This window comes from Fenollaria sp., assembly GCF_057222035.1.
This window is the reverse complement of the sequence record NZ_JBXXYC010000006.1, coordinates 19,540-45,369: the sequence shown is the minus strand read 5'-3', so window position 1 is coordinate 45,369 and position 25,830 is coordinate 19,540. Positions and strand designations below refer to the sequence as shown.

Sequence of the window (25,830 nt, the reverse complement as noted above, 5' to 3'; positions counted from 1 at the left end):
CTTTCGATTGCGAAATAATTATAACATTTACGAAAAGCGAAAATATTTACAAAACATTTACAAATTTAATGAATTAAAATTTTACATTGCTGGCTTCATAAACATACAGCTATAAAATGGCATAAAAAAGCTCCTCAAGGCTTTCCCTCAAAGAGCTTATGATATTAATTTTCTTTATTAAGCATATCGTTTTTGATTTTCCAAAGTTTTTTGCTAAGGTCGACGTAGTACTCGTGTGGATTTTCAAGTCTTTTGACTTCGTCCCAAAGCTTATCAACCTCGTCTAGTGAATATTTTTGTACTTCATCAATTGTCTTCTTATTATACACTAATTTACCTTTATCGAAAATTTTCTTTAGAAGCGGCTTTGCTGTGTAATTTGAAAGTGTTTTCTTCTTCCATGTGTATAATGGATGGAAGATCTCGATATCTTTTGTGAAATCGATCTCTTCATCGTGTGTTGTAACTAAGTCTGCAAGTGCCTTTCCTGTTTCGTTATCGTATAATCTATATAGCTTTTTAAAGCCAGGTGTAGTTATCTTTTCAACGTCGCCACTGATTTTAATCTTGTATATTTCTTTTCCGTCCTTGAATGTGGATACAAGTTTATATACGCCGCCAAAAACTGGCTCGCTTCTTGATGTGATCAGTCTTTCGCCAACTCCAAAACCATCGATTTGTGCGCCTTGACCAAGAAGGTCTTTAATCACGTACTCGTCTAGTGAGTTTGAAACCATGATCTTAACATTTGGGTAGCCTGCTTCGTCAAGCATCTTTCTTGCTTTTTTCGATAGATAAGCAAGGTCGCCTGAGTCTATCCTGATGCCAACGCCTTCATGACCACCCTCCCTAAGTTCATCAAAAATTTTTATCGCGTTTGGAATGCCTTCTTCGAGTGTATTGTAGGTGTCAACGAGTAAAACACAGGAGTCTGGATAAACTTTTGCGTAGGCTCTAAAGGCTTCTAGCTCTGTATCAAACATTTGTACCCACGAGTGAGCCATGGTGCCTGTGGCTGGAACGCCGAAGAACTTGTCTGTGATAGTGTTTGCAGTAGCTTTAGCGCCGCCGATGTAGGCTGCTCTCGCGCCAAGTATCGCCGCTTCGCTCGCTTGAGCGCGTCTTGAGCCAAATTCTGAAACGGCTCTACCCTTAGCAACTCTAACTATTCTGCTTGCCTTTGTCGCTATCAAGGATTGGTAGTTTATGGTAAGAAGTATCATCGTCTCCATGATTTGCGCTTCTTTTACAGGTCCCTTGACTATGATTATGGGTTCTTGTGGAAAAACTGGTGTACCCTCTTCAACCGCCCATACATCGCATGTAAATTTAAAATTTCTTAAAAAATCCAAAAATTCTTCTGAAAATATTTTTTTGCTTTTAAAATATTCTATATCATCATCTGTAAATTTAAGATTTTCTATATATTCAATTACTTGTTCAAGTCCCGCACAGATGGCGAAGCCACCGTTATCAGGTACTTTTCTAAAGAACATATCAAAGACTGCCTCTGTATTTTCTACGCCATTAGCAATATAACCGTTTGCCATAGTGAACTCGTAGTAGTCCGCCAGCATTGATAGATTTATGCTTTTATTGTCATTTTTCATTTAATCCTCCCAAAGCTCCTTTAGTCTGCCTTTTAATTTGTATCTCACATGCTTTAACTCGCCTGTGTTGCGTGAAGATGTGATGAGCATCAGCTTTCTAAGCTTTTCCGAAAAGCTATCCAAGTAATCTTTACTAGCTTCATAAGAGCCGTGATAAACGTATTTTAATAGCTCTCCGCCAAGTGCAACGACGTCAGCGCCTATAACGTAGGCTTTGAATGCGTCCATCGCAGTCCTTATGCCGCCTGAGGCGATTAAGGTAAACTTGTACTTTTTCTTGAGCTCCCTCGCATATAGTATAGAAAGTGCCGTTGGCGTACCAAAGTCAAATATATCTGAGAAATCTTCGGCAGCGTTCGCCATAGACTCGATCCTAGCAAAATTTGTGCCGCCTGCGCCTGATATGTCGATGTACTTGACACCGAGCTTGGCAAGATCCTCGATATTCCTTTGGCTCATACCAAAACCGCATTCTTTAACTATGATTGGCAGTTTAAAATAATTAAGTGCCGCCTCGATATTTTTCATATAGCTAGTAAAATCCCTGTCACCGTCACCATTGATAAGCTCTTGAAAGGCATTTAGATGTATGGCGATGGCGTTGGCATTAATTAGCTCAACTGCCTTCTTCATCACGTCTAAATCCGCTGTAGCGCCGACATTGGCTATAAGGTAGCCGTCTTTGTTCACTTCGCGTGCAATGGTGAATGTTTCAGGAAACTTATTGTTCACAACAGCCACTTTCTCGCTTCCAAGCATCATAGGTATATCGTAGTTTTTTGCGAGCCTAGCAAGAATCTCATTGATTCTAAGCGCCTTTTCTGTGCCGCCAGTCATCGCATTTATGTAAAAAGGACGAGAAAAGTTTCTGTTGAAGAATTTCTTTTCAAGTCTAACCTCGTCTATGGAAAGCTCAGGAAGAGAGTTGTTGTCTATGAAAACATCTGAAAGAAGCGTGTCAGTACTGCCATCTTCCGCTCTTAAAAAGTTTGTCAGATGGAGTTCTTTGACTTTCTCCTTGTAATCAATCTTTTTCATGGTTCCTCCTAGATCTCTATATAGTCTTGAATATTTAATTTTTTCTTTATATCAAGCGTCCTTAGACTCTTGATATAAGTTTCTTGGCCCTTTGTCGTGTAGATATTAAAATCCCCTTTTTCAAGTCCACTCGTATCAAAGCTCTCAGCTAAGAGCTTCGCAGGCCTTATAAATTCTACTTCGGGCATTAAATCTTTAAAAATGCTGTCTATGAACTCGTAGTGAGTGCAGCCCAAAATTAAGTTTTTGTAGCCGCCTTCATCAATAAGCCTCTTGTAATCAAGAAGTTCTTCTTCGATGACGTCCCTGTTATCATCAAAGTTCTCGATAAGAGCTGCAAGCGATGCGCTCGCCATCTCTAAAAGCTCATCGGTCCCTATCGCTTTGAGCCTTTTGTCGTACTCTTTTGAGGCAATGGTGAATTTTGTCGCAAGTATAGCCACTTTCCTTAGACGGAGCCTTTTTACTTCGTCTATGGCTGGCGTAACTATATTATATAACTTAATTTTATGAGTGTAGCCAGTATTTAAGATGGCACTACTCATGGTATTACAAGCGACAAGACAGTCAGTTACGCCTTTTTTATATAAGAAGTCCAAAATATTTCCCATACAGGAAAGAATTTCTTCACGGCTCATATTGCCATAAGGCACTCTGATATTGTCCCCGAAATAATTTATTTCAATTTCATTATCAAGTTTAAGAAGCTCACGAACAACCGATAAGCCTCCTATACCTGAGTCAATAACTGCTAATTTCTTCATATTACATGTCGACACGATTGTCGATCGCCTTTCTGATAGTTTCTGCATCGTAGTAGCTTAGGTCAGCGCCCATAGGCACACCAGTACCTATCCTAGTCACTTTAACGCTCTTGTCTGGGATGTTCTCTTTGATGTAATTTGCTGTCACAGCGCCCGCAACGTCTGGATCAGTCGCTATAATTACTTCTTTCACGCTGCCATCAATCCTTTGGAATAGCTCAGCCATGTTAATCTCGTCTGGTCCTATGCCCTCAAGCATGTTGATGGTGCCGCCTAAAACGTGATAAAGACCGTTGTAGCCGCCTTCTTTGTCAAGGCGCATAACATTTTCCTCTTTTTCTACTACTAAGATGGTAGAGTGATCTCTTTCATCGTCAGAGCAAATGCCGCAAACGTCTGCTTCGCTATAGTTACAGCAGATTTTGCATCTGTGAATATTTTCAAGAGTCTCCTCGATATCCTTCGCTAGGCTCATAGCCTTGTCCTTATTATTCAAAAGATAATAAGCGAACTTTATCGATGACTTCGAGCCAAATTGCGGAAAAGATTCTAAATTTTTAACTAGCTTATCTAGTCTATCCATTATAGTCCTGGAATACCTAAGCCGCCAGTTAATTTGCCCATCTCAGTGTTCATAAGGTCTTCAGCCTTTGCGATAGCCTCATTCACTGCGACCATGATTAGGTCTTCAAGCATTTCAACGTCGTCTTTGTCAACTACTTCTGGATCTATAGTGATGGCTGTGATCTCTTTTTTGCCAGTGATATCAACCTTTACCATGCCCTTATCTACTGATAACGTAGTAGCCTCAATCTCTTCTTGCTTTTTTTGCATATTTTCTTGTGCTTTTTTAAGCTGCTTCATCATGTTATTCATGTTGCCGCCCATTTGTGGGAATCCTCTTTTCATAATTACCTCCTACTTAATTATAAGCTTGCCGCCCAAAAATTCTTTAAGGTCCTCTCTAAGTTTGAGAGTTTTTTTCTCTTGGTCGGAGCTTTCAATTTTAATATCGATTATATCGTTAAAATATTTGTTTATAGTTTTTAATATAGCTTCCTTGTTCATGTTGACAAGAGCTACACTTGTGTCAAGAGCTATGTCACGAGACTTTTTAAGTACTAGTACACTGGAAACTGTTTTTGAATATTCAAAATCTGTGAAAATGCTCTTAAGTACTTTCATCTCATCATCATTCAAAAATTTTTCATAAAGTGCTTTGTTTTTTTCAAAATCTTCTTCTGGTGCTTCATCTTCATCTAGATCAATAGTTTTTTCTTCATTTTCATCTTGGATTATGTTTTTATCAGCTTCAGTCTCATGAGTTTCTTCTTCGTCTTGTGTCTCTTCGTCAAAATATGTTTCAATTTCTGATTTCTCAGTCTCGGTGAATTGTGTTTTTTCTCTGTGCTCTGTATGATTTTCTGATTCTGTCTTGTGCTTTGTTTTTATTTCTTTTTTGGGTTCTTCTTCTGTTTCTGTGAAATAAAAACCTTCATCTTCGTAATCTACCATGCCCATCTCAAGACTTGCTAAGTCATCAAAAGAGTCGTCTTGACTGTTTTGAACTGTTTTTGACGAAGTGGCTTCTCCATCACCATTAACTTGATTATTATTAACAGGATGTGCTAAATCACTAACTGTGACACTCCTATCGAAGTTCATCTTCATAACGTCGCTGTCAAGGCTCATGACCTTAAGACCCGCCATCTCAACAAAAATTCTCTTTTCCTTGACAAATTTCATCCTCTCAAGATAATCCATGTAGATGTCGATCGCGTTTATGATGTCCATAAGCTTTATGTCAAAGCTGAAATTATATTTGTGGGTTTTATTAACTTTGTCGTATAAAATCTCTCTAAGCGCCTTAATTATGCCATCTATAATCATCGCTTCATCCTTGCCATCAAGGAAGAGCTTATCTAAACTCAAGTAATATTTTTCCAGATTGCGTGTGAATATCGCCTCTACTATGCTAGTAGAGTAGGATTCATCAAGCAGTCCCAAGGCTTTCAAGACGCTATCTTTAGTAAGTGTGTCTGAGTAGCTGATTGTGCTCTCAAGCATGGATAAAGCGTCTCTCATCGAGCCAGCGCCTGCTCTAGCTACGATTTCGACTGCATCGTCCTCATATTTTTTGCCAATGATGTCAAGAACGCGAGATAAATTTTTCGCGATGAGATCCTCGTCTATCCTTTTAAAATCAAAGCGCTGAACACGTGAGATGATTGTTTTTGGTATCCTCTCTGGCTCTGTCGTTGCAAGTATGAATATCAGATGCTTTGGCGGCTCCTCAAGTATCTTTAGAAGTGTATTGAAGGCACCCTTCGATAGCATGTGAACCTCGTCTATGATGTAAACCTTGTATTTTAGCTTAGTTGGTAGATATATCGCCTTGTCACGAAGCTCGCGTATATTGTCGACGGAGTTATTTGATGCAGCGTCTAGCTCTATGATGTCGACTGCCTTGCCGCTTATCGCCTCAAGACAGTTCTCGCACTCATTACAAGGCTCAGCATCATGTGGATTAAGGCAGTTGATTGCCCTTGCAAAAACTTTTGCAAGAGAGGTCTTGCCTGTTCCGCGCGTGCCGGTAAATAGGTAGGCGTGAGATAGTCTACTTAGAAGTATTTGATTTTTAAGTATGGTTGTGATGTGATCTTGACCGATGATTTCGTTAAAAGTCTTGGGCCTAAATCTTCTGTATAAAGCTTCGCTCATCCCTTGCCTCCTTTAAACTATAATTATAAATATTATACCACAAAAATAAAAAAAAATAAAGACGTGAATGGTCTTTATAAGCTATTAAAGCATAAAGATAATTATAAAAGGGCTCTCATCTGAAAGCCCTTAATAGTTTATTCAATATATTTTTTCAATGCTCTTTCATATTTTTCGTAGAAACCATGAGCGCCAACGCCAATAAATGTTTCGAGAATATTGCCCTCGCTATCAAAGATAAAAACTGTTGGAAAGGCTTTGATCTTAAAATTAAAATACTTCTCAGCCGCTTGACTAGGACATAGATTGGCATATTTGGCATAAGCTTGGTTTAATAAGTCCTTTGCCGTAGTTATATTTTCTTCTCTAGTCTTCTTGTCATAATCACTTGATGTGCTAGTAAGAGGCTCAATGTTATGAATAACGCCAAGGAAGCCAGCTTTGCCATTATAATCGTTTGCAAGCTTTGTTAAGTCAGGCAGTTCTTTTTTGCATTGTGCGTACTCAGTCGACCAAACGTTGACTAAAGTGTATTCGTGCTCGGCTAATATGTCAGCTATATTATATTTTTTGCCGTCAAAGTCTTCTAGCTCAAAATCAAGTAAGCAAGGCATTTTAACTTTATCTGATGTAATTGCTACAGTTTTTGTAGGCGCGTCATAGCTGACAGCAAAACCCATTAGCTTTGATAAATCTCTTAGTTCGATGTAATTTGTATCGATAATAAAAGCAGATTTAAGTTTTCTCTCTTTACCATTAAAAAGTATATCCATATCTTTCATAGTTGCCCAAAGCTTTTTTTGTGATGAATAGATCTTGGTATTTGATAAATCTTCGTACGGTTTATTAGTTTCAATCATAACAAGATCTTTTTCTTTGTCATAGTCTACTTGGAATTGTGCCTTAGTTCCTTTAAGTGCAGCGGCTGCATCACGAAGCCTTAAATAATTTTTGCCATTAATTATATAAGCTCTGATAGGGGCCGCCTCGCCGTTAACCGTAAACTTTTGAGAACTTTCCATAGACCTTTCTTCACTCGCAGCCATTGACATAGGCATAAATGTCACTAGCATAAGAACTACTAATAATAACGAAATTTTCTTCTTCATTTTCTCCTCCTTAATTTACCCTGCTAACAAAGTATATTGCTTATAAATATATTATATCACTTAGGATAAATTTTGGCAAGAGAAATGGCTCTCATACGAAAGCCATTAATAATCATTTAAATTGTATTCATAATTATATGGTCCATATTTTTGCTCAAAACTAAGCTTAAATATAGGTCCGTCCCACTTCACTTCATATATGCCAGCGTCCATGATATAGCCTTGGTCGCCTGTGTAGAAATCATCCTCGATCTTGCGAAGGAAGAATATATTTTCTCTCTTATACATATCAAGCGTCGTGCTAAATAAAAAGTTATATTCGCTTACTACGGCTATGTTTTTGCCATCGTCTGAAGTAAATTCGTAGTAAGTGTCAGCGCCAAGGCCAATCATAAGTCCTGCAAATGCTGTGAATAACACAATTGCCGCAATTATTAATGAGATGATTACCCTGGGAATAATTTTTTTACGTGCATCTAAAATAAGTGATAGAGCATAAATTATCCATATTGCAGCTAGTAAGAATAGCCCGAAGCAAAGCCCTCGAAGTGTTATGTGTATAAACACTAAGTTTACTGAAAAAATTAGTCCAGTGAGCTTAGTTACGAGATAGATAAATCCAGTAACTACTAAGTATATCAGGCTCAGAATTAATTTTCTTTTTATATCCTTAGTCTTAAATTTTTCCTTGAAAATATTTTGTATACCGTCCATCATTAGTCTAAAACTTCCACTTTGTCTATAATATATCCCATGTATTCATCTTTTGACATAGATCCAGATGCAAGGCTTAGGCCTAAGTTAATGATCTCTTTATTAGTCAAAGTATGATTAATATTATTTACTTTTAATAAATATAATAAAAGCATCATTGCAATTCGCTTGTTTCCATCATAAAAACAATGATTTTTTATTAATAAATAAGATACTGTTACTATTTTGCTTAAAATTGTTGGATAAAGTTCTTTCCCATCAAAAGTTTGATAAATACTTTTTATTGATGACTCCAAAAGTCCGTAATCTCTTATACCTTCTAGGCCTCCGTATCTATCAATTAGTTTTTTTTGAAGTAAAATAACTTCATCTATACTTACGTATATCACTTTGAAAGCTCCCTAAATGCTTCATCGTATTCATTCATAATGTCTTCAGATATCTTTTCTATGTTATTAATCTTTAAATTCAGTGGCAAAGCATTCTCTCTGATTGATTGCTTTACAAACATGTTTATAGCTGTCGATACGTTTAGTCCAAGTTCATCAACTAAGTTTATAAATTTTTCTTTATCGTTCTTATCCATCGCTATCGTTAAATTGCTTTTTGACATAATATCACTTCCTTGTGTATATTATACATCTATTGCACATGAAAATCAAGTGTATTCTCTGTATTTTACTCTAGAACTTCTACTTCATAAGCTGAGTCGATTGTAATTAGCGCACTCGATGTTAGCTCTGTGTTGTGTGCTGTGCCGTCAAAGTAGACTGTGACTTTTTTGCCTTCAATATCTTTTGGATCAATTGGCTCTCTGTCCTTTTGAACGACTACATTATCAAGCTTTACTAAGATTGGATTTGGATACTCGGTATTTTTTCCGAAAACATATTTAAACTCTTTAGGCACCTCTATATCTTTTATTCTAAGCATAGTAGCAGCCTTTGCACTTTCGTCATATACTACTTCCTCTACAGTTCCTGTGAAATTTGCGACGTATTTCTTAGTCTCGTCCCAAATGTCACCAGTTGAGAACAATAGGTACTTGCCTTCATAATAAATAGTTAAGAAACCATCGCCAGCGTATTGGTACTCGCATTTGTCAAAGTTTGACTCGCCGTCGTTCTTTGGAAACTCATTTGTAGGAACCACTTTGTCAATCTTGCCGTCCATGGTGCCGCATTTGACTAAGTTATTTAAAACACCAGTATCCTTGTATAATTTGCCGTTAACCATGACAGCAGGTATTAGAGCTCCTCCGTCCACTTGATTAGTCTCGTCTATTTCACTTGTTTCATTTGCTTCGTTTGCTTCATTTGCTTCATTTGCTTCATTTGTTTCGTTTGTTTCGTTTGTTTCTTTTGTTTCGTTTGCTTCGCTTTTTTCATTTGCCACTTCATTTGGCTTTTGACAGGCAAATGCACTCATCACTATTAGCAAAGACATTAGTATAAGTAAAAACTTTTTCATAGTATCACTTCCTTGTATATAGTATATCACAATAAAGTGCGCCGTGAATGGATTTTCATTAATTGTTACTATTTTGTAAGAAATAAAATATATTAACTCGAAGAATTTCGGTGGGTTTCCACCTTTTTTCTTCGTCTATCTATATCCATAAAAAAGTATGCACCAAAAGGTACATACTTTAGTAATTATTTTTCTAATATCAAAACGCCTGAACAAAAACTTATTTTTTCGAAAATTGCATTTGGGAAATCTTTCTTGATGCTCTCGTAAACAATGTAATGCTCGTCATCATCCCAATAATCCTTTGACTTTTCTCTGCAAGATTCCAATGATTTTTTGTCTAAAAAGCTTACGTCGCCAATGAAAATTTTGCCGTCATCGTTTAATAAACTGATTAGTCTCATTAAAAAATCTTTTTTCTCGGCATCAATTATATGATGAATTGAATATGTTGCGAGTATCGCGTCATATTTTTCATTCAATATATTCTTGTCTAAGGCTTTTGCGAAATCGCCTTCATATAATTTTGCCTTTGGCATTTTTTGAAGTGCTATATCGAGCATATTCTTTGAAAAATCTTGACCGTGTATCTCAAGACCATCATCATAAAGTTTTTTTGAAAGTATCGCCGTACCAAAACCTATGTCAAGAACTTTTTTTGCCTTCATTTTTCTAACGGCGTCGTAGATATAGGCAAGAACGCTTTTATATCCAGCGAACGGATATTCGTCCTCACTCTCAGAGATTTCAACTGTTTTGTCGTAATCCTCGGCCCATAAATCAAATCCAAATTTGTCTAGCATATTTCCTCCTTAAATTATCTTTTATGCTTTTCATTAATTTAATAAAAGCTAGAATAATTTAGATGGCTTTAAGGCTTTTGACTCATATTTTGCATAAAGATATTAAAGTATGCACCAAAGGGTACATACTTCGTGTAAATATCTTAGTCTTCTAATGCTGCGTCAATCTTTGCTTTGTCGTAGCCAAGTATCTTTTCATCACCAATAATTACAACTGGAACGCCTGTGAAGCCCATCTTCATCATTTCCATCCTAGCTTCTTTGTCCTCTGCAATGTTCTTTTCTGTGTATTTTAATCCTTTGCTGTCTAGGTAATCCTTTACCATGTGGCAGAATGAACAAGTTGTACTTGTATAAACTGTAATATCTTTCATTATTATCCCTCCTAAATTTTTGTCACTAGATATATACCCATGGCTAATTCTTTTAAAACAAAAAGAGCAGAAATTAATCTGCTCTTTCTAATATATTTCTACTATTTAGAAATTATTGTTCCAGTTTTTCCTTCGATACCTTCGCCTGCTTTTTCAAGTGATGTGATTAAGCTAACTCTACCTGGTTTTGATTCGGCAAACATGATCGCTGCTTCAACTTTTGGAAGCATTGATCCTTTTGCGAAGTGACCTTCTTCTGAGTACTTTTTCATCTCATCTACTGTTACTTTGTCAAGCTCTTCTTGATTTTCTTTACCGAAGTTTATGGCAACTTTTTCAACTGCTGTTAATATGATTAATTGATCTGCATCAACTATCTCAGCAAGTTTTTCTGAAGCGAAGTCTTTGTCGATAACAGCTGCTACTCCTTCGTAGCCATCGCCGTTTGCAACAACTGGGATTCCGCCGCCGCCAACTGTGATTACAACGTCTCCAGCTTCAATTAAGTGACTGATAACATCCTTTTCTATAACGTCTATAGGCTTTGGTGAAGCTATAACTTTTCTGTAGCCTCTACCTGCGTCTTCAACGTATGTGTCGCCTGTTGCGTCCATAAGCTTTTCAGCTTCTTCTTTTGTATAGAATAGACCGATTGGCTTAGTTGGATTTTGGAATGCTTTGTCATCTTTATCTACTAAAACTTGTGTAATAACTGTTGCTACGTTCTTTTTGATGCCTCTTTTCTTTAGTTCTGCCTTGATGGCATTTTGTAAGTGGTATCCGATGTAGCCTTGGCTCATTGCGCCGCATTCAGCAAATGGCATATCGCCTTTGAATGCGTTATTGATAAGTCCTACTTGAGGGCCGTTGCCATGAGCTATGGTAACTTTATTACCTTGTTCGATTAAGTCGACGATTGGTTTTGCTGTCTTCTTAACTAATTCTTTTTGTTCTGCACAAGTTTTTCCTAGAGCGTTGCCTCCTAATGCAACTACTACCTTCATTCTATAGTTTTCCTATAGTAGCAACCATAACTGCTTTTATAGTATGCATTCTGTTTTCAGCTTCGTCAAATACTCTTGAGTATTTGCTTCTGAATACTTCGTCAGTAACTTCCATTTCTTTTAAGCCGTATTTTTCACCAATTTCAGCTCCGATCTTAGTGTTAAGGTCGTGGAAGCTTGGTAAGCAGTGTAAGAATACAACATGTTCGTTGCCTGTAGCTTTGATCATGTCCATATTTACTTGATATGGTTTTAGAAGTTTAATTCTTTCTTCGAATTTGTCTTCTTCACCCATTGATACCCAAACGTCTGTATAGATAACGTCTGCGCCTTTAACTGCTTTCTTAACGTCTTCTTCGAATTCGATAGTTGCACCTGTTACTTTGGAAACTTCTTCCATTTCCTTAACAAGTTCTTTTGATGGCCATAATTCCTTTGGAGCTAAAGCAACAAAGTGCATACCCATCTTAGCAGCGCCTATCATTAGGGAGTTACCCATGTTATTTCTAGCGTCGCCTACGTAAACGAATTTAACTTCGTTAAATGGCTTTGGAACATATTCTTTAACTGTCATGAAGTCAGCTAAGATTTGTGTTGGATGGTAAAGGTCTGTTAAACCGTTCCAAACTGGTACTCCTGCGTGTTTAGCAAGTGTATCAACTGTTTCTTGTTTAAATCCTCTAAATTCGATACCATCGTAGAATCTACCTAATACTTTTGCAGTATCTTCGATTGATTCTTTTTTGCCCATTTGTGAGTCTTGTGAGCCTAAGAATGTAACTTGGCCACCTTCGTCCATACAAGCAACTTCGAATGAACATCTTGTTCTTGTACTTGTTTTTTCAAATAAAAGTACGATGTTCTTTCTATCTAGTAAATCACCTTTAATACCTGCTCTCTTCTTAGCTTTTAAGTCGCTAGCTAGGTTTAATAGGTAGTGGATTTCATCTGGTGTAAAATCTTTTAGTGTGATGAAATTTCTGCCGTGTAAATTAACTGCCATTCTTTAATAACCTCCGTATTTTAGAATTTTTTAATTATTTAACATCTTCTCTGTAAAGTGGCATAGACATACATCTTGGGCCGCCTCTACCTCTTGAAAGTTCATATGATGGCATTCTGTGTAATTTGATTCCTTCTTTTTCAAGTAAATCATTAGTTACTACGTTTCTGTCATATACTACAACTTCGCCTGGGGCGATAGCTAATGTGTTTGATCCGTCGTTCCATTGTTCTCTTTGAGCGTCAATTCCTAGTCCGCCGCCGCATCTGATTAGATCAACTGCATCTAAGCCTAGGTAGTGAGCTAAAATCTTATCTAGTGAGTCCTTTTCTTCAGTGATAACGATCTTGTCACCGTCTTTAACCATTGAGTAAACTACTAGAGGTCCTTCAACTTCTGGATGGATAGTGAATTTATCCTTATCGATCATTGTGAATACTGTGTCAAGGTGCATGAATGCGTGTGATTGAGGGATGTTAATTGCAAGAACTGTCTTAAATTCGCCAGCGTTCAAAACGTTTTCAGCTAATTTTTGAAGTGCTGCTGCTTCAGTTCTTTGAGAGATACCTACTGCTAATACATCTTTAGTAAGAATAAGTTGGTCTCCGCCTTCTGTGTGGAAAGTATCTGTTCTGTCATACCATCTAGGTACGTCTACTCCCTTGAACATTTCGTGATGGTCATAGATATATTTACCAAATAATGTTTCTCTTCTTCTAACATTTGACCACATCTTGTTGATAGCAACACCGTGACCGATGTTTGCGAATGGGTCTCTTGTGAAGTATGCGTTTGGCATTGGTACTGTTAAGAAATATCTGTCAGCATCTGAGAAGTCAGCAAGTGTTTCTTTGCTTCTCTTAGTAAGCTCAGTCATTCTTGTACCAGCTATCATCTTCATAACCATATCTTTATCAGTCTTTTGTTGTAACAAGATATCCTTCATGATGTATCTTTCATTAGGTGTGTGTAGGTCAGCTTCGTCTAAGAATTCTTCGATTAAGCTTTCCTTTAAGTTTTTGTCCTTAATTACGTCAGCAACTAAGTCTTCTAGATAATAAACTTCGCATCCACTTTCTTTTAAAAGGTTTGCAAAGAAATCATGTTCTCTTAGTGCTTGATCCAAATAAGGTACTTCGTCGAAAAGTAATTCTTGCATTGTATCTGGTGATACGTTGTTAATTTCTTCACCAGGTCTGTGAAGGATTACTTTTCTAAGTTTACCAATTTCTGAATAAACTCTAACTCCTTTTTCCATAAAATCACTCCTTTTGTAATATTAACTTACATATCTATTCTAACACAACTGTATTAATTTTTCAAGGGATATTTACATAATTTATCTTTTAATTGTACTAAACCGATATAAGAGTTACATTGTGATAAATAATATCAATACATATATAATATGAAGAAAGTTTTTAATATATCTTTTGTTACTATTTTGTATATATTATTTAGTCCATTTAACTTGTAAATGAATTTTTTATGTTGTATAATCTTTTTGTAAATCGAAATTTTCATTTAAATTATTTAAATTATGGAGGGAAAGAAATGAAGAATTTAAAAAAATTATTATTATTACTAATGATGACAAGTTTATTCTTATTTAGTTGTAACAAGTCATCTGGAGGAGATCACGTTGTTGATCAAGGTGAGATCAAATCTACTCAAGAAGACATGGATAAAGGTACTGTCGGTATACAAACAAGTGGCGTTAAGTACACTTTAAACCCTGAAGTTTGGGGCAAGCCATTCGAAAACATTCACGTTTATAACGAGCTTCTTGAAAAAAGAGATCACGCTGGCGACATATACGGCGGAGTTAAATCAAGCTTTGCTACTACTGAACAAGCTAACGCTTATGCAAAATTACTTACAGACCAATCTTTAGGTGAAGACAAGAAAAAGGAAGAGCTTGACAAAGTTATCAATGAATTTTCTAAGATGTGGGCTGTAAATGTTATAGCTGACGACAAAATGCCAAAGGATGATGAAGGTTTAAAGGCTTTAACTGGTTTTGATAACAATGAAAAATTAGCAAGTGTTGATGGATACAACTTTGTATGGTCATACATGAACAAGGCTGAAGGACTTACTGGCGAAGATCAAGATATTTATGATAAATTATACGAAGACCTTGAAAATGTTAAAAAGTCTGTAAAAGTAGCTAAGCCGCTTAGCATTGACGGAAGTCAAGAAGGCGCTGCTGCAAAATTTGATTTTGATTCAGAAGATATTTATGGTAAAAAATTTGTTGCAAAAGACTTTTTAGCTGAACATGAGTATACTATAGTAAATGTTTGGGGAACTTTCTGCGGACCATGCAAGAAAGAAATGCCAGACCTTGCTAAGGTTTATGAAGAATACAAGGACAAAATTGGTTTCTTAGGAATCGTTTCTGATATAAGTCCAGCAAATGATAATATGAGCGACGCTTTAAAACAAAACCGTGAAGATATAATTGCTCTTGCAAAGAGAATCGTTGAAAGTAAGGGATGTTCTTATCCAAACCTTGTTCCAACAGAAGAGATGGGCAGTAAATTCCTAGCAGCTGTTACAGGATATCCAACTACATTTGTTCTTGACAAAGAAGGTAATATCGTTGGCTCACCTATCATCGGTGCTCAAAGCTACGAAGGATTTAAAGAACTTTGTGAACAATACATTCCGAAAGAGATGAAATAAAATGAAGAAAAAGAAAGTAACGCAATATGTATTTTTAGCCATGGCCATAGCTTTCTTGTTCGTAGGATACAAAAGACTTGATTATTTGACAGTACTTAAAAAAGCTGCCAATATCTGTTTTGAATGCATAGGACTGGGTTAGAATTATGAAGATAGTTAAAAAATCAAAAAGATGGATCTCGCAAGTATTATTTTTCTTTGCGTCAAACCCCATCTTACCAAATTATTTAAAAGGCAAAATATATCAAGGCAATTTAAAACAATTTTGTGTACCAACACTTAACTGCTACTCTTGCCCAGCTGCGCTTGGAGCCTGCCCTATAGGCTCCTTGCAAGCATGCATAGGCTCACCTGCTCACGCGATAGCTTTTTATGTGCTAGGATTTTTATTCTTGTTTGGCATACTTTTAGGTAGATTCATCTGCGGCTTCCTTTGCCCATTTGGACTAATTCAAGACCTTTTATACAAGATCAAGACAAAGAAGCTTGTGATAAAACCAAGTATCGCTAAATACTTAAGCTACATAAAATACGTGATTCTAGCAGTTTTTGTAATAGGCATGCCACTACTACTTAAAGATGATTTTGGTTCAAGTAATCCATACTTTTGTAAACTTATCTGCCCACAAGGCATTTTAGAGGGAGGTCTTCCACTAATCGCTAAAAACGCAGATTTAAGACAAATGCTTGGAACACTTTTCTTCTCAAAATTAACAATTTTGATAGTAGTTGTCTTAGTAAGCATATTCTCATACAGAGTCTTCTGCCGCTTCATCTGCCCATTAGGCGCTATCTATGGTCTTTTTAATAAAATCAGTTTTTATAACTTCTCCATCGATTCATCATGTATACACTGTAGAAAATGCGAGAAAGTTTGTAAATTTGGTATAAAGACATACGAAAACCCAAATTCGCCAGAATGCATAAGATGTAATGACTGCGTAAGACATTGTCCAGTAAACGCAATCAAGGTACATCACTTATTCGGTCAAGTTGGCTGTGCATCTTGCTCTAAACAAGTTGGCTGTGCATCTTGCTCTGAAAAAGAAAATTTGACAAAATAATTAAATTATTATATAATTTATATATTGATATTGCAAATATCTTTAAGGAGGAGAAGATGAACGATACAATTCGTGATATAGAGCTTTTCTTAAGAAGAGCAGACTTTGCTGTAAGGGTAGAAGGAAGAAAGATTTTATCAAGCTTAGGCGTTACACCGCCACAGTTTTCCGCACTTCAATTTATAGTGAAATATAAAGACAATCCGATCAGCATAGGTGATTTAAGTAGATCCATGGGCCTTGCATTTTCAACTGTAACAGACCTTATCGATAGGATGGAAAAACTTGGTTTTGTTGAAAGAAAAAAAGATGAAAAAGACAAAAGAGTTATACGTATCTCACCTCTTGAAAAAGGTATACATGTTTTAGACGAAGTGGTTGACCACAGAGTTAACTTTGTAGAGAGCGTAATCGGGGGTCATTACACAGACGAAGAGAAAAAACATGTTCGTGATGAGCTTAAAAAATTATCCGAATTACTTAAAGAAAATAAAGGCATATTAGAAAAGAAAAATTAATATGTATATCAAGAGTCATCAATATGGATGGCTCTTTTTTAATGGGATAAGCTTGAAAATTAATTATAAAAATTTATTTATTATGAAAAAGTTATAAAAATAGTTTTGTTAAAAATATTTATTTCGAAAAAATAATTATTATGGCAAAAATATTGTCATAACGAGTCCATAATCATGACACAAAAAAAGATCCCGAGGCTCCCCGGGATCATATAAACATATATTAAATTAGATTGAGCAAGGACTATAACCGCAGTCTTGGCACTCTCTGCAGCCTCCTGAGTGATTCATCTTGCCACCGCACATTGGGCAAACATCAGGGTTTTCTGCAAGTGCGTTCTTTGCAAGCGCATCGATCTCGCCTTGAAGCTCGTCTATCTTTTCTTTAGTAGATTTTTTATTGTTCGAGATCAATATGCCGGCTCTTTGGCAGCCATCTCTATAGATAGTTACGCCCTTAAGGCCTTTTTCCCACGCAAACATGTAAAGCTCTTCGACTTGTTCAACTGTAAACTCGTTTGGAACGTTGCATGTTGAAGATATTGACGCGTCGATAAACTCTTGCCAAGCGGATTGAACAAGTATTCTGTCCTTGTAATCAAGGTCTTTACTTGTTATGATAAAGTCTGGCAAATCTTCTTCGTCTCTAATGCCGTGAGCATCCATGTATTCACGAACTATTTCAGTATAAACTTTGTAGTAAGTGTCTTCGTTGTTTAAACTTTCAGTTTTTCTTGTGTATGAGATTTGGAAAATTGGCTCAACACCGTTGGAACAGCCAAGTAATGTTGAGATTGAGCCTGTTGGCGCCATTGTTAATAGTTGTGAGTTTCTTATACCATGTTCCTTAATTAATTCAATTACGTCTGGATCGGCGTTCTTTTGAAGGAATTTTGATGCTAAGAATTCTTTTTCTCTATACATTGGGAATGGTCCGTCTTTTTTTGCAAGCATAGCTGACTCTCTAAGTGCTTCGTTTATCATGACTCTACCTATTTTTTTGATTAATTCAATGGACTCGTCTGAGCCATATCTTATGCCTAATTTGATAAACATGTCAGCTACACCCATAAGTCCCAAACCGATTTGTCTTAGATTTTTAGCAACTTCTCTTTGCTCTTTAAGTGGATGAAGCTCTGCGTTTTCGTCAAGTACTCCATTTAAGAATCTTACGCCATGTTTAACGGCTACTTTAAAATCTTCAAAATCAAAATAAGCATCTTCCTTGAATGGATATTTAACAAAATTTGAGATGTTTATTGAAGATAGGTTACAGCTACCAAAGGCTGGTAGTGGCTCTTCTGCACATGGATTTACGCCTGCAAACTCAAAATCGTCGAACTCGCTCATTAAATGCCACGAATCAATTCTATCTTTAAATAAAATGCCTGGCTCTGCGTCGTTCCAGTTATTGTAGGCTAGTTTTTCAAATAATTCTTTGGCTCTAACCTTTTTGTGTATCTCTTGACCATTGGCTTCAACAGTAAAGTGTAGGTCATATTCTGTATCATTTTTAACAGCTTTCATAAACTCGTCATCAACATTTACAGAGATGTTTGCGTAAGTCACCTTGTCAAGGTCATTCTTCACGTTGATAAATTCTTCTATATCTGGGTGAGATGAGTCCATGTTTAGCATAAGTGCGCCACGTCTGCCGCGCATGCCTATAAGACCAGTTACTAAGCTGAATAAGTCCATAAATGAAACGGATCCAGTCGTAGTAAGCGCTGCGTTATTGACTCTTGCTCCCTTTGGACGAAGCTTTGATATGTTTACACCGCAGCCACCACCATAACTATAAGTTCTAGCAAGGTATTTCGCTGTATCAAAGATAGATTCGATACTGTCTTCGACCTTTGGCATTACATAGCAGTTAGATAAAGTAATCTTTCTACCAAGCTTGTCAAGACCGCGTCCTGCAAGTATCCTGCCCGCTGGCATAAACTTTTTATCCTTGATAGCTTTTTTAATGTATTCATTGCCGCCACTAACTCTAGTAAGAAAATCGTTGAAAGATTCGCCATCGTAGCGATATTTCTTGTCATAGATGTCCCTTTGTAGAGCAGTCATGTCCCAGCCCTTTTCTCTAAGCTTAGTTCTTTCTTGTCTGTAAAGAATGTATTTCTTCGCAACCTCTGGTCTATACTTCATCAGAGAGAATTCAACTAAGTCTTGTATATCCTCTATATCAACAAGTTCCTTGTTCTTTAACTCTTCAAAAACTTCACTCGCGATTTTCTGAGAAACCTCTTCATCAATCCCCTTATCAGTTTCTTTCATCGCCTTTTCAATGGCAATTTTAATCTTGTCTTGCTCAAAATCGACCACATTGCCATTACGCTTTTCTACCTTTAACATAAGTCCTCCTATCTATATATTGTGTTTAAAAATTTCCTACATACACATTATAGTATAAGCGAGACGATTTTTCAAGATAATAATTGTTAAATTATCGACATAAATATATAAATAGTTTAGGTTTATGTAATGGCCGCGCCTTTAAAAATTGTGTTTAGAAAAATTAATACTAAAGTCTTATTTTTATTATTTTAGCATGATAATAGATTCCTATTTCCCAAAGTCAAAATATTTTAGAGTTTGGGAAATATGATTGCGAAAAGCTGCTTAAATACTTGATTGTAGAATAAAAAAGAACCTAGTATTAACTAAGTTCTACAACTATAATCACTCTAACGAGTTCAAGGGCTTAAACTCGAAACGCTAATGTTCTCAGAAGCCCTTCTGAGCCTTGCTTTGTACTTGCACAATACAAATTTCGCAGATAAAGCGAGATGATTGGACGAAGCAAATTTTTATAATACTATACAAAGTGACTCAAACGCTTAGTTCGCAGAGAAGTTGAGATGATTTTGCGTTGTGCAGAATTTTTTGGAGTGAGGTGTGCAAATTCGCACTCCGCAGCGACGAAAAATTTGAAACTAGCAAAAGGGCTCAACTTAATGCGAAATAAGTTGAGCATTGACGAAAAAGGGAATGAGTTCAAGGGCTCGCTTTAGTGCGAAATTAAACTTCGTCACCAGCTAGCCATCTAGCTAAATCATATATTTTAACCCCTTCCATAAGCGTCATCGGATGTTTTGTATTTGAGATAATAAATTTCGGATAAGCATCCCTTATAGAAAGAAGTGGCTCTAACTCTCTCTTCATAGTTTTTTCAGTACTTATATCATCTGATACTTGTATATATATCTTCTCACTTGCCTTCATCGCAACAAAGTCTACCTCTTTTTCATAAAGTTTTCCCACATAAACTTCGTAACCCCTTCTATATAACTCAAGTGCAACCATGTTCTCATATATTCTGCCATAGTCCATGTTTTTGGTGCCTAGTATAGCCGATCTAAAGCCATGGTCAACCAAATAATACTTTTCTATGGTAGCAAGGTATGATTTGCCTTGTATGTCGTATCTATTCATCTTGTAAAACAAAAATGACTCACACAAATACGAGACATAATCAGCTATAGTCTTGTGATTAACAGACTGTTTGTCGCTTTTTAAAGTATCCGCAATCTTCCTTAATGAAGTGAGGTTAGCTATATTCGAAAGCATAAAATCTCCTAGCTTTTTTAGTAGCACCTTGTCTCTGATATCGTGCCTTTGAACCAAATCGCGCATTATGCTTGTCTCGTAAACACTCTTAAGGTAAGCTTTTCTGTCTTCTTCATTAGTGTAGACGTATGAGCCAGCCATGCCGCCCATGTCAATGTATGCCCCAAAAGCCTTATCAATGTCCTCGTATTCAAAGTAGTCCATAAACTCTTTAAATGAGAATGGAAATACCTCTACTCCAATGTATCTACCTGTAAAAAGTGTAGCTAAGTCGCTACTTAGCAAAAATGCGTTTGATCCCGTTAGGTAGATGTCAAAAAGTTTTTGCGAGTGAAGACTGTTAATAGTTTTCTCAAAATGTTTACATAATTGCACTTCATCTATGAAAAGATAATTATTTTTAGCCTCTTGATAATGACCTACGATGTAGCGATTAAGCTCTTTGTAGTCAAGTAAATCTTCATTTTCTAATAACTGAAGGTCAATATAGATAATGTTCGCATTTTTATCGTTTTCTTCAAGATATTTTATATAGTTTTTAAGAAGCTCAGACTTGCCAGAACGTCTCATACCTGTAATAATTTTTATGTCTGGCGTATTTTTAAGTCCTATGAGTCTGTCTAAGTACTTTTCTCTTTTAATAATTTTCATAATCTCACCTGCTAAGTTAATCATAGCACATCTACTTCCCAAAGTCAAATAATTTTAGAGTTTGGGAAATAGGATTGAACAAAGCTGCTTAAATACTTAATTGTTTATGTAAACAAAAAGTGTTTTCCTTCGCTTGCTAATCTACGAAAACTGATAATTTCTAAGCTTGCACATCGAAAAGATAGTTCCACGCAGCTTAGTTCAACAAATTGACAATTGCTAAGTTCGTTCGCTTGAAAATTCATATTCGTTACGCTGCGCTCCACTAGATGAATTTTCGGGCAGCTCACTTCTCTAAGCAATTGAAGCAATTTGTCTCAATGCGCTGCTTTTGGAACATATCTTTTCTCGCTAAATACAGTTTTCTCCGAATGCTTTGCTCGTGAAAATCACTTTTCTAGTATTGGTAAAAAATATATTTCGTGTAAGTAACTATATAATCACAAGCGAAAAATCGTATATTTAGATCTATTCATTAAAATTTTCAGAGCAAATGTGATGATTGCACGATGTGGACTGACGAGGCAAGCGGAGTGTACAAATGTACTCGAGCATTGCCAAGGAGGGAACGAGTGCAAGGGCGCATTTGAATGAAAATTTAGTAAAAAATTAGCTTCCTCTTAGGAAGCTAATTTATATAATTAATTATTTATTAATATTGGTAACACTATCGACAAGATCATCACAATACTAAGTACTAGTGCGAATGTTCTTGCAAGTGACTTACTCTTTCTCCATTTGCGTTTAAATTTACTCATATTCTCCTCTTTCCTCTATATCAAGTATTATTTCTATTTATCACAGAGAATATTATACTATGTTTATAAAATTTGTCAAGGCTTTTTACAAAATATTTTCGTAAAACTAATATTTTTTACAAATAAACTAGTTTTATGAGTTTCATGTAATTATAGTCAACGATAACGTTATAGTAGCCTGCTAGGTACTCGTTTGTCGCGTCGTCGCCTGTATCTGCAAGCAAATTGCCTCCTGCTATGCTGTTTAATTTTGATTGTGTTGCTATGACTATGATATTTTCCTTGCCTACTTCTCTAATTACTCTCGAAGAAAACTGTTGATTGCCACGACCGAAGATGTAGCCTTGGCCGCCAATGATGGTAACGATAATTTTTCTCTTAGGATATTTTTTTAGTGCCTCATAAATTTCACTCTCGCTCGCATCTTTTTTGATAAGTTTCTTATTATATACAAGATCGACGCCAAGTAGTGAATTTTCAAGGCCTAGAAGCTTCATAACCGGACGAATGGTTGAGCCACTTCCGACTATATATAGCGTATCGTCCTTCATTTCATCAACAACGTATTGAGCGATGGATTCAAGATCTGCGTTTTCTGATGCACTTTGAGGGCTCTTACCCACTTGCACCATCTTTCCCTTGTTAACTACATTTAGAGCGCCATAAAGTTTTACGTTTAAAATCTCTTTTCTGAAGGCGTCCTCATCTATATCCATGACCTCTGACTCGATTATTTCGTAGGATTCATCTAGTATAAAGGCTCTGATGACTTCTGAAGCAGACTTTGGCGAAACGCCAAAGACTGAGCTATGCATCTTAGTTCCAGCGGGTATCCCGATCACGGGCTTTGTTAAGCCCACTGCGTCATAAACATCACGAGCTGTGCCGTCTCCCCCTGCAAATACAATCATGTCAACGTCTTTCTTAAGTATCTCTTTTAAAGCATTTTTCGTATCTTCAGCCGTTGTATCAGCATCTGTCTCGTAAACGACTTCATAATTTAGTCCAAGTTTTTTCATCTCGTCCTCGCCAAGCCTGTGATTTCCTGTAAAAACCTTGAACTCGTACTTTATATCAAGTAGGTGACCAAAAGCTTCTTCGCATCTTAGATGCGCTTTTTCACTCGCGCCACGCTTTATCGCTTCTTCATATATATCCTCGCCGTCCGAACCCTTTAGCGCAACGGAGCCGCCGACGCCAGCCTTTGGATTAACAATTAAACCTATCGTCTTCACTGTAAACCACCTCTCCATTTTTTATCGTATAAATAACTTTTCCTTTTAATTTTTCACCTAAGAATGGTGAATTTTGCGACTTAGATGAAGATTTTTCATATATAAATTCTTTATTTATATCAAAAATTACTAAATCAGCCTTCGAACCGACCTTTATACTGCCCTCTTCAAGCCCATATAGCTTTGCTGGATTAATAGTAAGCATCTTAATAATTTTTATTAGATCAATACCATGCTTGTGGTGAAGCTCACTTATTGCAAGTGGCAGCGCTGTTTCAAGACCTATGATGCCGCTTGGAGCGCTAAAGAAATCCTTTGCCTTTTCTTCAGCTGCATGAGGCGCATGATCAGTCGCAATTATGTCTATGGTGCCGTCTTTGATAGCTTCTATGATAGCTTCTCTATCAGCAGCTGTCCTTAAAGGCGGATTCATTTTTGCTAAAGTGCCGTGTTTCTCAACAGCCTCCTCTGTTAATGTAAAGTGATGAGGAGTGACCTCGGCAAATATTTTATCCGTATATTTTTTATAATTTCTAATAATTTCTAGTGAATCGGCCGATGATATATGTTGGAAGTTTAATTTTGAATCCGCTTTTACTGCTAGATACGCATCGCGCGCCACCATAACCGCCTCGGCAATGGCTGGAGCTGTTTCATTTTTGCCCGCTTTTTTAATAAAGAATGGGTCTTCCTCATGTAAACTGATCGGTGCATCGTATTTTTTGGCTTCGATTAGAGCGTCATACAAAAGTTTCGCCTTCATTATAGGCTTGCCATCATCAGTAAAACCGATTGCGCCTGCCTTGTGAAGTACATCCATATCAACGAGCTCCTCGCCAAGCATACCCTTAGTAACTGTAGCGTTTTGATAAATGGATATACCTAAATTTTTTGATCTATTTAAAATATCTTCAAGTGTCTCAGCACTATCAACAACAGGTTTTGTGTTTGCCATAAGAAGCACAGCTGTGTAGCCGCCTCGCTTTGCAGCCGCCGCTCCAGTAGCTAAATCTTCTTTATAAGTTTGGCCTGGGTCTCTGAAGTGAACGTGCGTATCAATAAGGCCATGCGAAATGTATAAGCCATCGCCATCGATCACGCAAGCATCATCACTATCTATATGCTCTTCAATTGCAGTAACTACGCCATTTGCAACAAGCATATCGACCTTAGTAATACTATCATTAATTGTATCAATAAAATTAATATTTTTAATTAACATATAAACCTCCATAACGATTTTTATATTTATACCCAAAATTGATGAATTTTTTGCTTCTATGTGATATAATATAAAAAAAGGAGGAATTACAATGGCAGAAAAAATTTCATGGCTAAATCTTTCAAATGATGTGCTTGAAAACATCACAAGCTACAACGAAGAGTACAAAGACTTTTTAAGTAAAGCAAAAACTGAAAGACTAGCTGTTAAAGAAATCATTCGCATGGCTGAAGCTAACGGCTTTAAAGATGCAGAAAAGCTTATTGAAAAAGGCACTAAAATTAAAAAGGGCGATAAACTTTATTTTAACAACAAAGAAAAATCAGTTTTATTATTCGTTATAGGCGAAAAGAAATTGGAAGATGGTATGAGAGTTGTTGGCGCTCACATTGACAGCCCAAGACTTGACCTTAAACAAAATCCATTATACGAAGCAAGTGAACTTGCCTTTTTAAAGACTCACTACTACGGCGGAGTTAAGAAGTACCAATGGACTACTATCCCTCTAGCACTTCATGGCGTTGTTTATACAAAAGATTTAAAGAAGGTTGAAATTTCAATCGGTGAAGACGATGACGATCCAGTATTCACTATAACTGACCTACTTATTCACCTATCACGTGAACAAATGCAAAAGAAACTTGCTGAAGGCATACTTGGTGAACAATTAAACGTACTTATGGGCACTATACCACTAGAAAGTGAAGACGATGATAAGTCTAATCGTGTTAAAGCTAATGTTATGAGAATTATAAAAGAAAAATACGGCATCGAAGAAGAAGACTTTAAAGTTGCCGAAATCGAAGTAGTTCCAGCAGGAAAGGCGCGTGACCTAGGTATAGATAGATCCATGATATTCAGCTACGGTCAAGACGACAGAGTTTGCGCATTCGCAGGACTTAAGGGCATTCTTGATATGAAAGACAATAAATACACAGCTCTAGCTATGTTTATGGATAAGGAAGAAGTTGGCTCACAAGGTAACACTGGTATGGCAAGCTATGTTCTTGAAAACGCTTTACATGAACTAGCTGCACTTGAAGGTGATTACTCAGCTCTAACAGTTAGAAGATGCTTAAAGAATTCTTGGGTACTTTCAGCTGACGTAACAGCTGGCTACGATCCAAACTTTGATTCAGTATATGAAAAGAATAACTCAGCTGTATTAGGTGGCGGTATAGCAATAGCTAAATACACAGGCTCAGGCGGAAAAGGCGGATGTAACGATGCAAACGCAGAATTCTTAAGAGATGTAAGAGATATATTTGACAAAGCAGGCGTTGCTTGGCAAACAGGCGAACTTGGTAGAGTTGATGCAGGCGGCGGCGGAACTATAGCTTACCTTTTAAGCAAGTACGGCGCAGAAGTAGTTGACTGCGGTACAGCAGTTTTAAACATGCACGCACCAAACGAAATCACATCAAAGTTCGACACATACATGTCATACAAAGCATACAAAGCATTTTTTGAATAAAATACATGAAGCACCTTGATTGGTGCTTCTTTTACAT

At 36.7% G+C, this 25,830-nt stretch carries 25 protein-coding genes; 5 read left to right on the top strand and 20 right to left on the bottom strand.

What is annotated here, in order from left to right; translation table 11 throughout:
* Positions 1 to 164: 164 nt before the first annotated feature.
* From AC2UOP_RS05480 to arcA, 16 genes are all read right to left on the bottom strand, one after another.
* Positions 165 to 1,610 (bottom strand): nicotinate phosphoribosyltransferase, encoded by a 1,446-nt coding sequence (locus AC2UOP_RS05480; RefSeq protein WP_484832919.1) that lies wholly within the window; start codon positions 1,608 to 1,610, stop codon positions 165 to 167.
* The gene (fni, locus tag AC2UOP_RS05475) at positions 1,611 to 2,648 is read right to left on the bottom strand and encodes a type 2 isopentenyl-diphosphate Delta-isomerase (RefSeq protein WP_484832918.1); all 1,038 of its coding nucleotides are present in this window, start codon (positions 2,646 to 2,648) and stop codon (positions 1,611 to 1,613) included. It lies immediately after the preceding gene.
* 8 nt (positions 2,649 to 2,656) lie between these two features.
* On the bottom strand, positions 2,657 to 3,412 hold the full coding sequence (gene murI, locus AC2UOP_RS05470) for a glutamate racemase (RefSeq protein WP_484832917.1): 756 nt from the start codon (positions 3,410 to 3,412) through the stop codon (positions 2,657 to 2,659).
* Between the two features lies 1 nt (position 3,413).
* On the bottom strand, positions 3,414 to 3,995 hold the full coding sequence (gene recR / locus AC2UOP_RS05465; protein ID WP_019214867.1) for a recombination mediator RecR: 582 nt from the start codon (positions 3,993 to 3,995) through the stop codon (positions 3,414 to 3,416).
* Positions 3,995 to 4,324 carry a YbaB/EbfC family nucleoid-associated protein gene (locus AC2UOP_RS05460; RefSeq protein WP_026880709.1) on the bottom strand — a complete coding sequence of 110 codons (330 nt, stop codon included), beginning with the start codon at positions 4,322 to 4,324 and terminating at the stop codon, positions 3,995 to 3,997. The genes recR and AC2UOP_RS05460 overlap by 1 nt, the downstream gene beginning before the upstream one ends.
* A 6-nt stretch (positions 4,325 to 4,330) precedes the next feature.
* A complete protein-coding gene (gene dnaX / locus AC2UOP_RS05455; RefSeq protein WP_484832916.1) occupies positions 4,331 to 6,133 on the bottom strand; it encodes a DNA polymerase III subunit gamma/tau in 1,803 nt (600 codons plus the stop codon).
* Between the two features lie 137 nt (positions 6,134 to 6,270).
* On the bottom strand, positions 6,271 to 7,242 hold the full coding sequence (locus AC2UOP_RS05450) for a stalk domain-containing protein (protein WP_484832915.1): 972 nt from the start codon (positions 7,240 to 7,242) through the stop codon (positions 6,271 to 6,273).
* Between the two features lie 105 nt (positions 7,243 to 7,347).
* A complete protein-coding gene (locus AC2UOP_RS05445) occupies positions 7,348 to 7,959 on the bottom strand; it encodes a hypothetical protein (protein WP_484832914.1) in 612 nt (203 codons plus the stop codon).
* Positions 7,959 to 8,345, bottom strand: coding sequence for a type II toxin-antitoxin system death-on-curing family toxin (locus AC2UOP_RS05440; RefSeq protein WP_484832913.1), 387 nt, complete (start codon positions 8,343 to 8,345; stop codon positions 7,959 to 7,961). Before AC2UOP_RS05440 ends, AC2UOP_RS05445 begins: the two co-directional genes overlap by 1 nt.
* A complete protein-coding gene (locus AC2UOP_RS05435; RefSeq protein ID WP_070600054.1) occupies positions 8,342 to 8,569 on the bottom strand; it encodes a type II toxin-antitoxin system RelB/DinJ family antitoxin in 228 nt (75 codons plus the stop codon). The genes AC2UOP_RS05440 and AC2UOP_RS05435 overlap by 4 nt, the downstream gene beginning before the upstream one ends.
* A 65-nt stretch (positions 8,570 to 8,634) precedes the next feature.
* On the bottom strand, positions 8,635 to 9,426 hold the full coding sequence (locus AC2UOP_RS05430; protein WP_484832912.1) for a hypothetical protein: 792 nt from the start codon (positions 9,424 to 9,426) through the stop codon (positions 8,635 to 8,637).
* Positions 9,427 to 9,611: 185 nt separating this feature from the next.
* Positions 9,612 to 10,229, bottom strand: a complete 618-nt coding sequence (locus tag AC2UOP_RS05425; RefSeq protein ID WP_484832911.1) for a class I SAM-dependent DNA methyltransferase — start codon at positions 10,227 to 10,229, stop codon at positions 9,612 to 9,614.
* Positions 10,230 to 10,372: 143 nt separating this feature from the next.
* Positions 10,373 to 10,603 carry a glutaredoxin family protein gene (locus AC2UOP_RS05420; RefSeq protein ID WP_019214860.1) on the bottom strand — a complete coding sequence of 77 codons (231 nt, stop codon included), beginning with the start codon at positions 10,601 to 10,603 and terminating at the stop codon, positions 10,373 to 10,375.
* 101 nt (positions 10,604 to 10,704) lie between these two features.
* On the bottom strand, positions 10,705 to 11,607 hold the full coding sequence (gene arcC / locus AC2UOP_RS05415; protein ID WP_106018472.1) for a carbamate kinase: 903 nt from the start codon (positions 11,605 to 11,607) through the stop codon (positions 10,705 to 10,707).
* A 1-nt stretch (position 11,608) separates the two neighbouring features.
* The gene (argF, locus tag AC2UOP_RS05410) at positions 11,609 to 12,610 is read right to left on the bottom strand and encodes an ornithine carbamoyltransferase (protein ID WP_070600063.1); all 1,002 of its coding nucleotides are present in this window, start codon (positions 12,608 to 12,610) and stop codon (positions 11,609 to 11,611) included.
* A gap of 34 nt (positions 12,611 to 12,644) precedes the next feature.
* Positions 12,645 to 13,868, bottom strand: a complete 1,224-nt coding sequence (gene arcA / locus AC2UOP_RS05405) for an arginine deiminase (RefSeq protein ID WP_070600065.1) — start codon at positions 13,866 to 13,868, stop codon at positions 12,645 to 12,647.
* Between the two features lie 296 nt (positions 13,869 to 14,164).
* On the opposite strand from arcA, the gene AC2UOP_RS05400 reads away from it, so the two are divergent.
* From AC2UOP_RS05400 to AC2UOP_RS05385, 4 genes are read left to right on the top strand one after another with little or no spacing between them, the layout of a single operon-like run.
* Complete coding sequence (locus AC2UOP_RS05400) at positions 14,165 to 15,298, top strand: TlpA family protein disulfide reductase (RefSeq protein ID WP_484832910.1); 1,134 nt, start codon at positions 14,165 to 14,167, stop codon at positions 15,296 to 15,298.
* A gap of 1 nt (position 15,299) precedes the next feature.
* Positions 15,300 to 15,440 (top strand): CD1871A family CXXC motif-containing protein, encoded by a 141-nt coding sequence (locus AC2UOP_RS05395; RefSeq protein WP_019214855.1) that lies wholly within the window; start codon positions 15,300 to 15,302, stop codon positions 15,438 to 15,440.
* A 4-nt stretch (positions 15,441 to 15,444) separates the two neighbouring features.
* Positions 15,445 to 16,362: a 4Fe-4S binding protein gene (locus AC2UOP_RS05390; RefSeq protein WP_019214854.1), complete on the top strand. Its 918-nt coding sequence runs from the start codon at positions 15,445 to 15,447 to the stop codon at positions 16,360 to 16,362.
* Between the two features lie 56 nt (positions 16,363 to 16,418).
* Complete coding sequence (locus tag AC2UOP_RS05385; protein ID WP_480019937.1) at positions 16,419 to 16,880, top strand: MarR family winged helix-turn-helix transcriptional regulator; 462 nt, start codon at positions 16,419 to 16,421, stop codon at positions 16,878 to 16,880.
* A gap of 228 nt (positions 16,881 to 17,108) precedes the next feature.
* On the opposite strand, the gene AC2UOP_RS05380 is transcribed toward AC2UOP_RS05385, so the two are convergent.
* The 4 genes from AC2UOP_RS05380 to AC2UOP_RS05365 form a co-directional block, all read right to left on the bottom strand.
* A complete protein-coding gene (locus AC2UOP_RS05380) occupies positions 17,109 to 19,238 on the bottom strand; it encodes an adenosylcobalamin-dependent ribonucleoside-diphosphate reductase (RefSeq protein WP_106018468.1) in 2,130 nt (709 codons plus the stop codon).
* Between the two features lie 666 nt (positions 19,239 to 19,904).
* Positions 19,905 to 21,104 carry an ATP-binding protein gene (locus AC2UOP_RS05375; RefSeq protein ID WP_480020599.1) on the bottom strand — a complete coding sequence of 400 codons (1,200 nt, stop codon included), beginning with the start codon at positions 21,102 to 21,104 and terminating at the stop codon, positions 19,905 to 19,907.
* Between the two features lie 874 nt (positions 21,105 to 21,978).
* Positions 21,979 to 23,097 (bottom strand): ATP-NAD kinase family protein, encoded by a 1,119-nt coding sequence (locus AC2UOP_RS05370; protein WP_484832909.1) that lies wholly within the window; start codon positions 23,095 to 23,097, stop codon positions 21,979 to 21,981.
* The gene (locus AC2UOP_RS05365) at positions 23,072 to 24,319 is read right to left on the bottom strand and encodes a dihydroorotase (RefSeq protein ID WP_484832908.1); all 1,248 of its coding nucleotides are present in this window, start codon (positions 24,317 to 24,319) and stop codon (positions 23,072 to 23,074) included. Before AC2UOP_RS05365 ends, AC2UOP_RS05370 begins: the two co-directional genes overlap by 26 nt.
* Before the next feature lie 91 nt (positions 24,320 to 24,410).
* Here AC2UOP_RS05365 and AC2UOP_RS05360 point away from each other — a divergent pair, with 91 nt between their 5' ends.
* Positions 24,411 to 25,793, top strand: a complete 1,383-nt coding sequence (locus AC2UOP_RS05360) for an aminopeptidase (protein WP_484832907.1) — start codon at positions 24,411 to 24,413, stop codon at positions 25,791 to 25,793.
* The last annotated feature ends 37 nt before the right edge of the window (positions 25,794 to 25,830 follow it).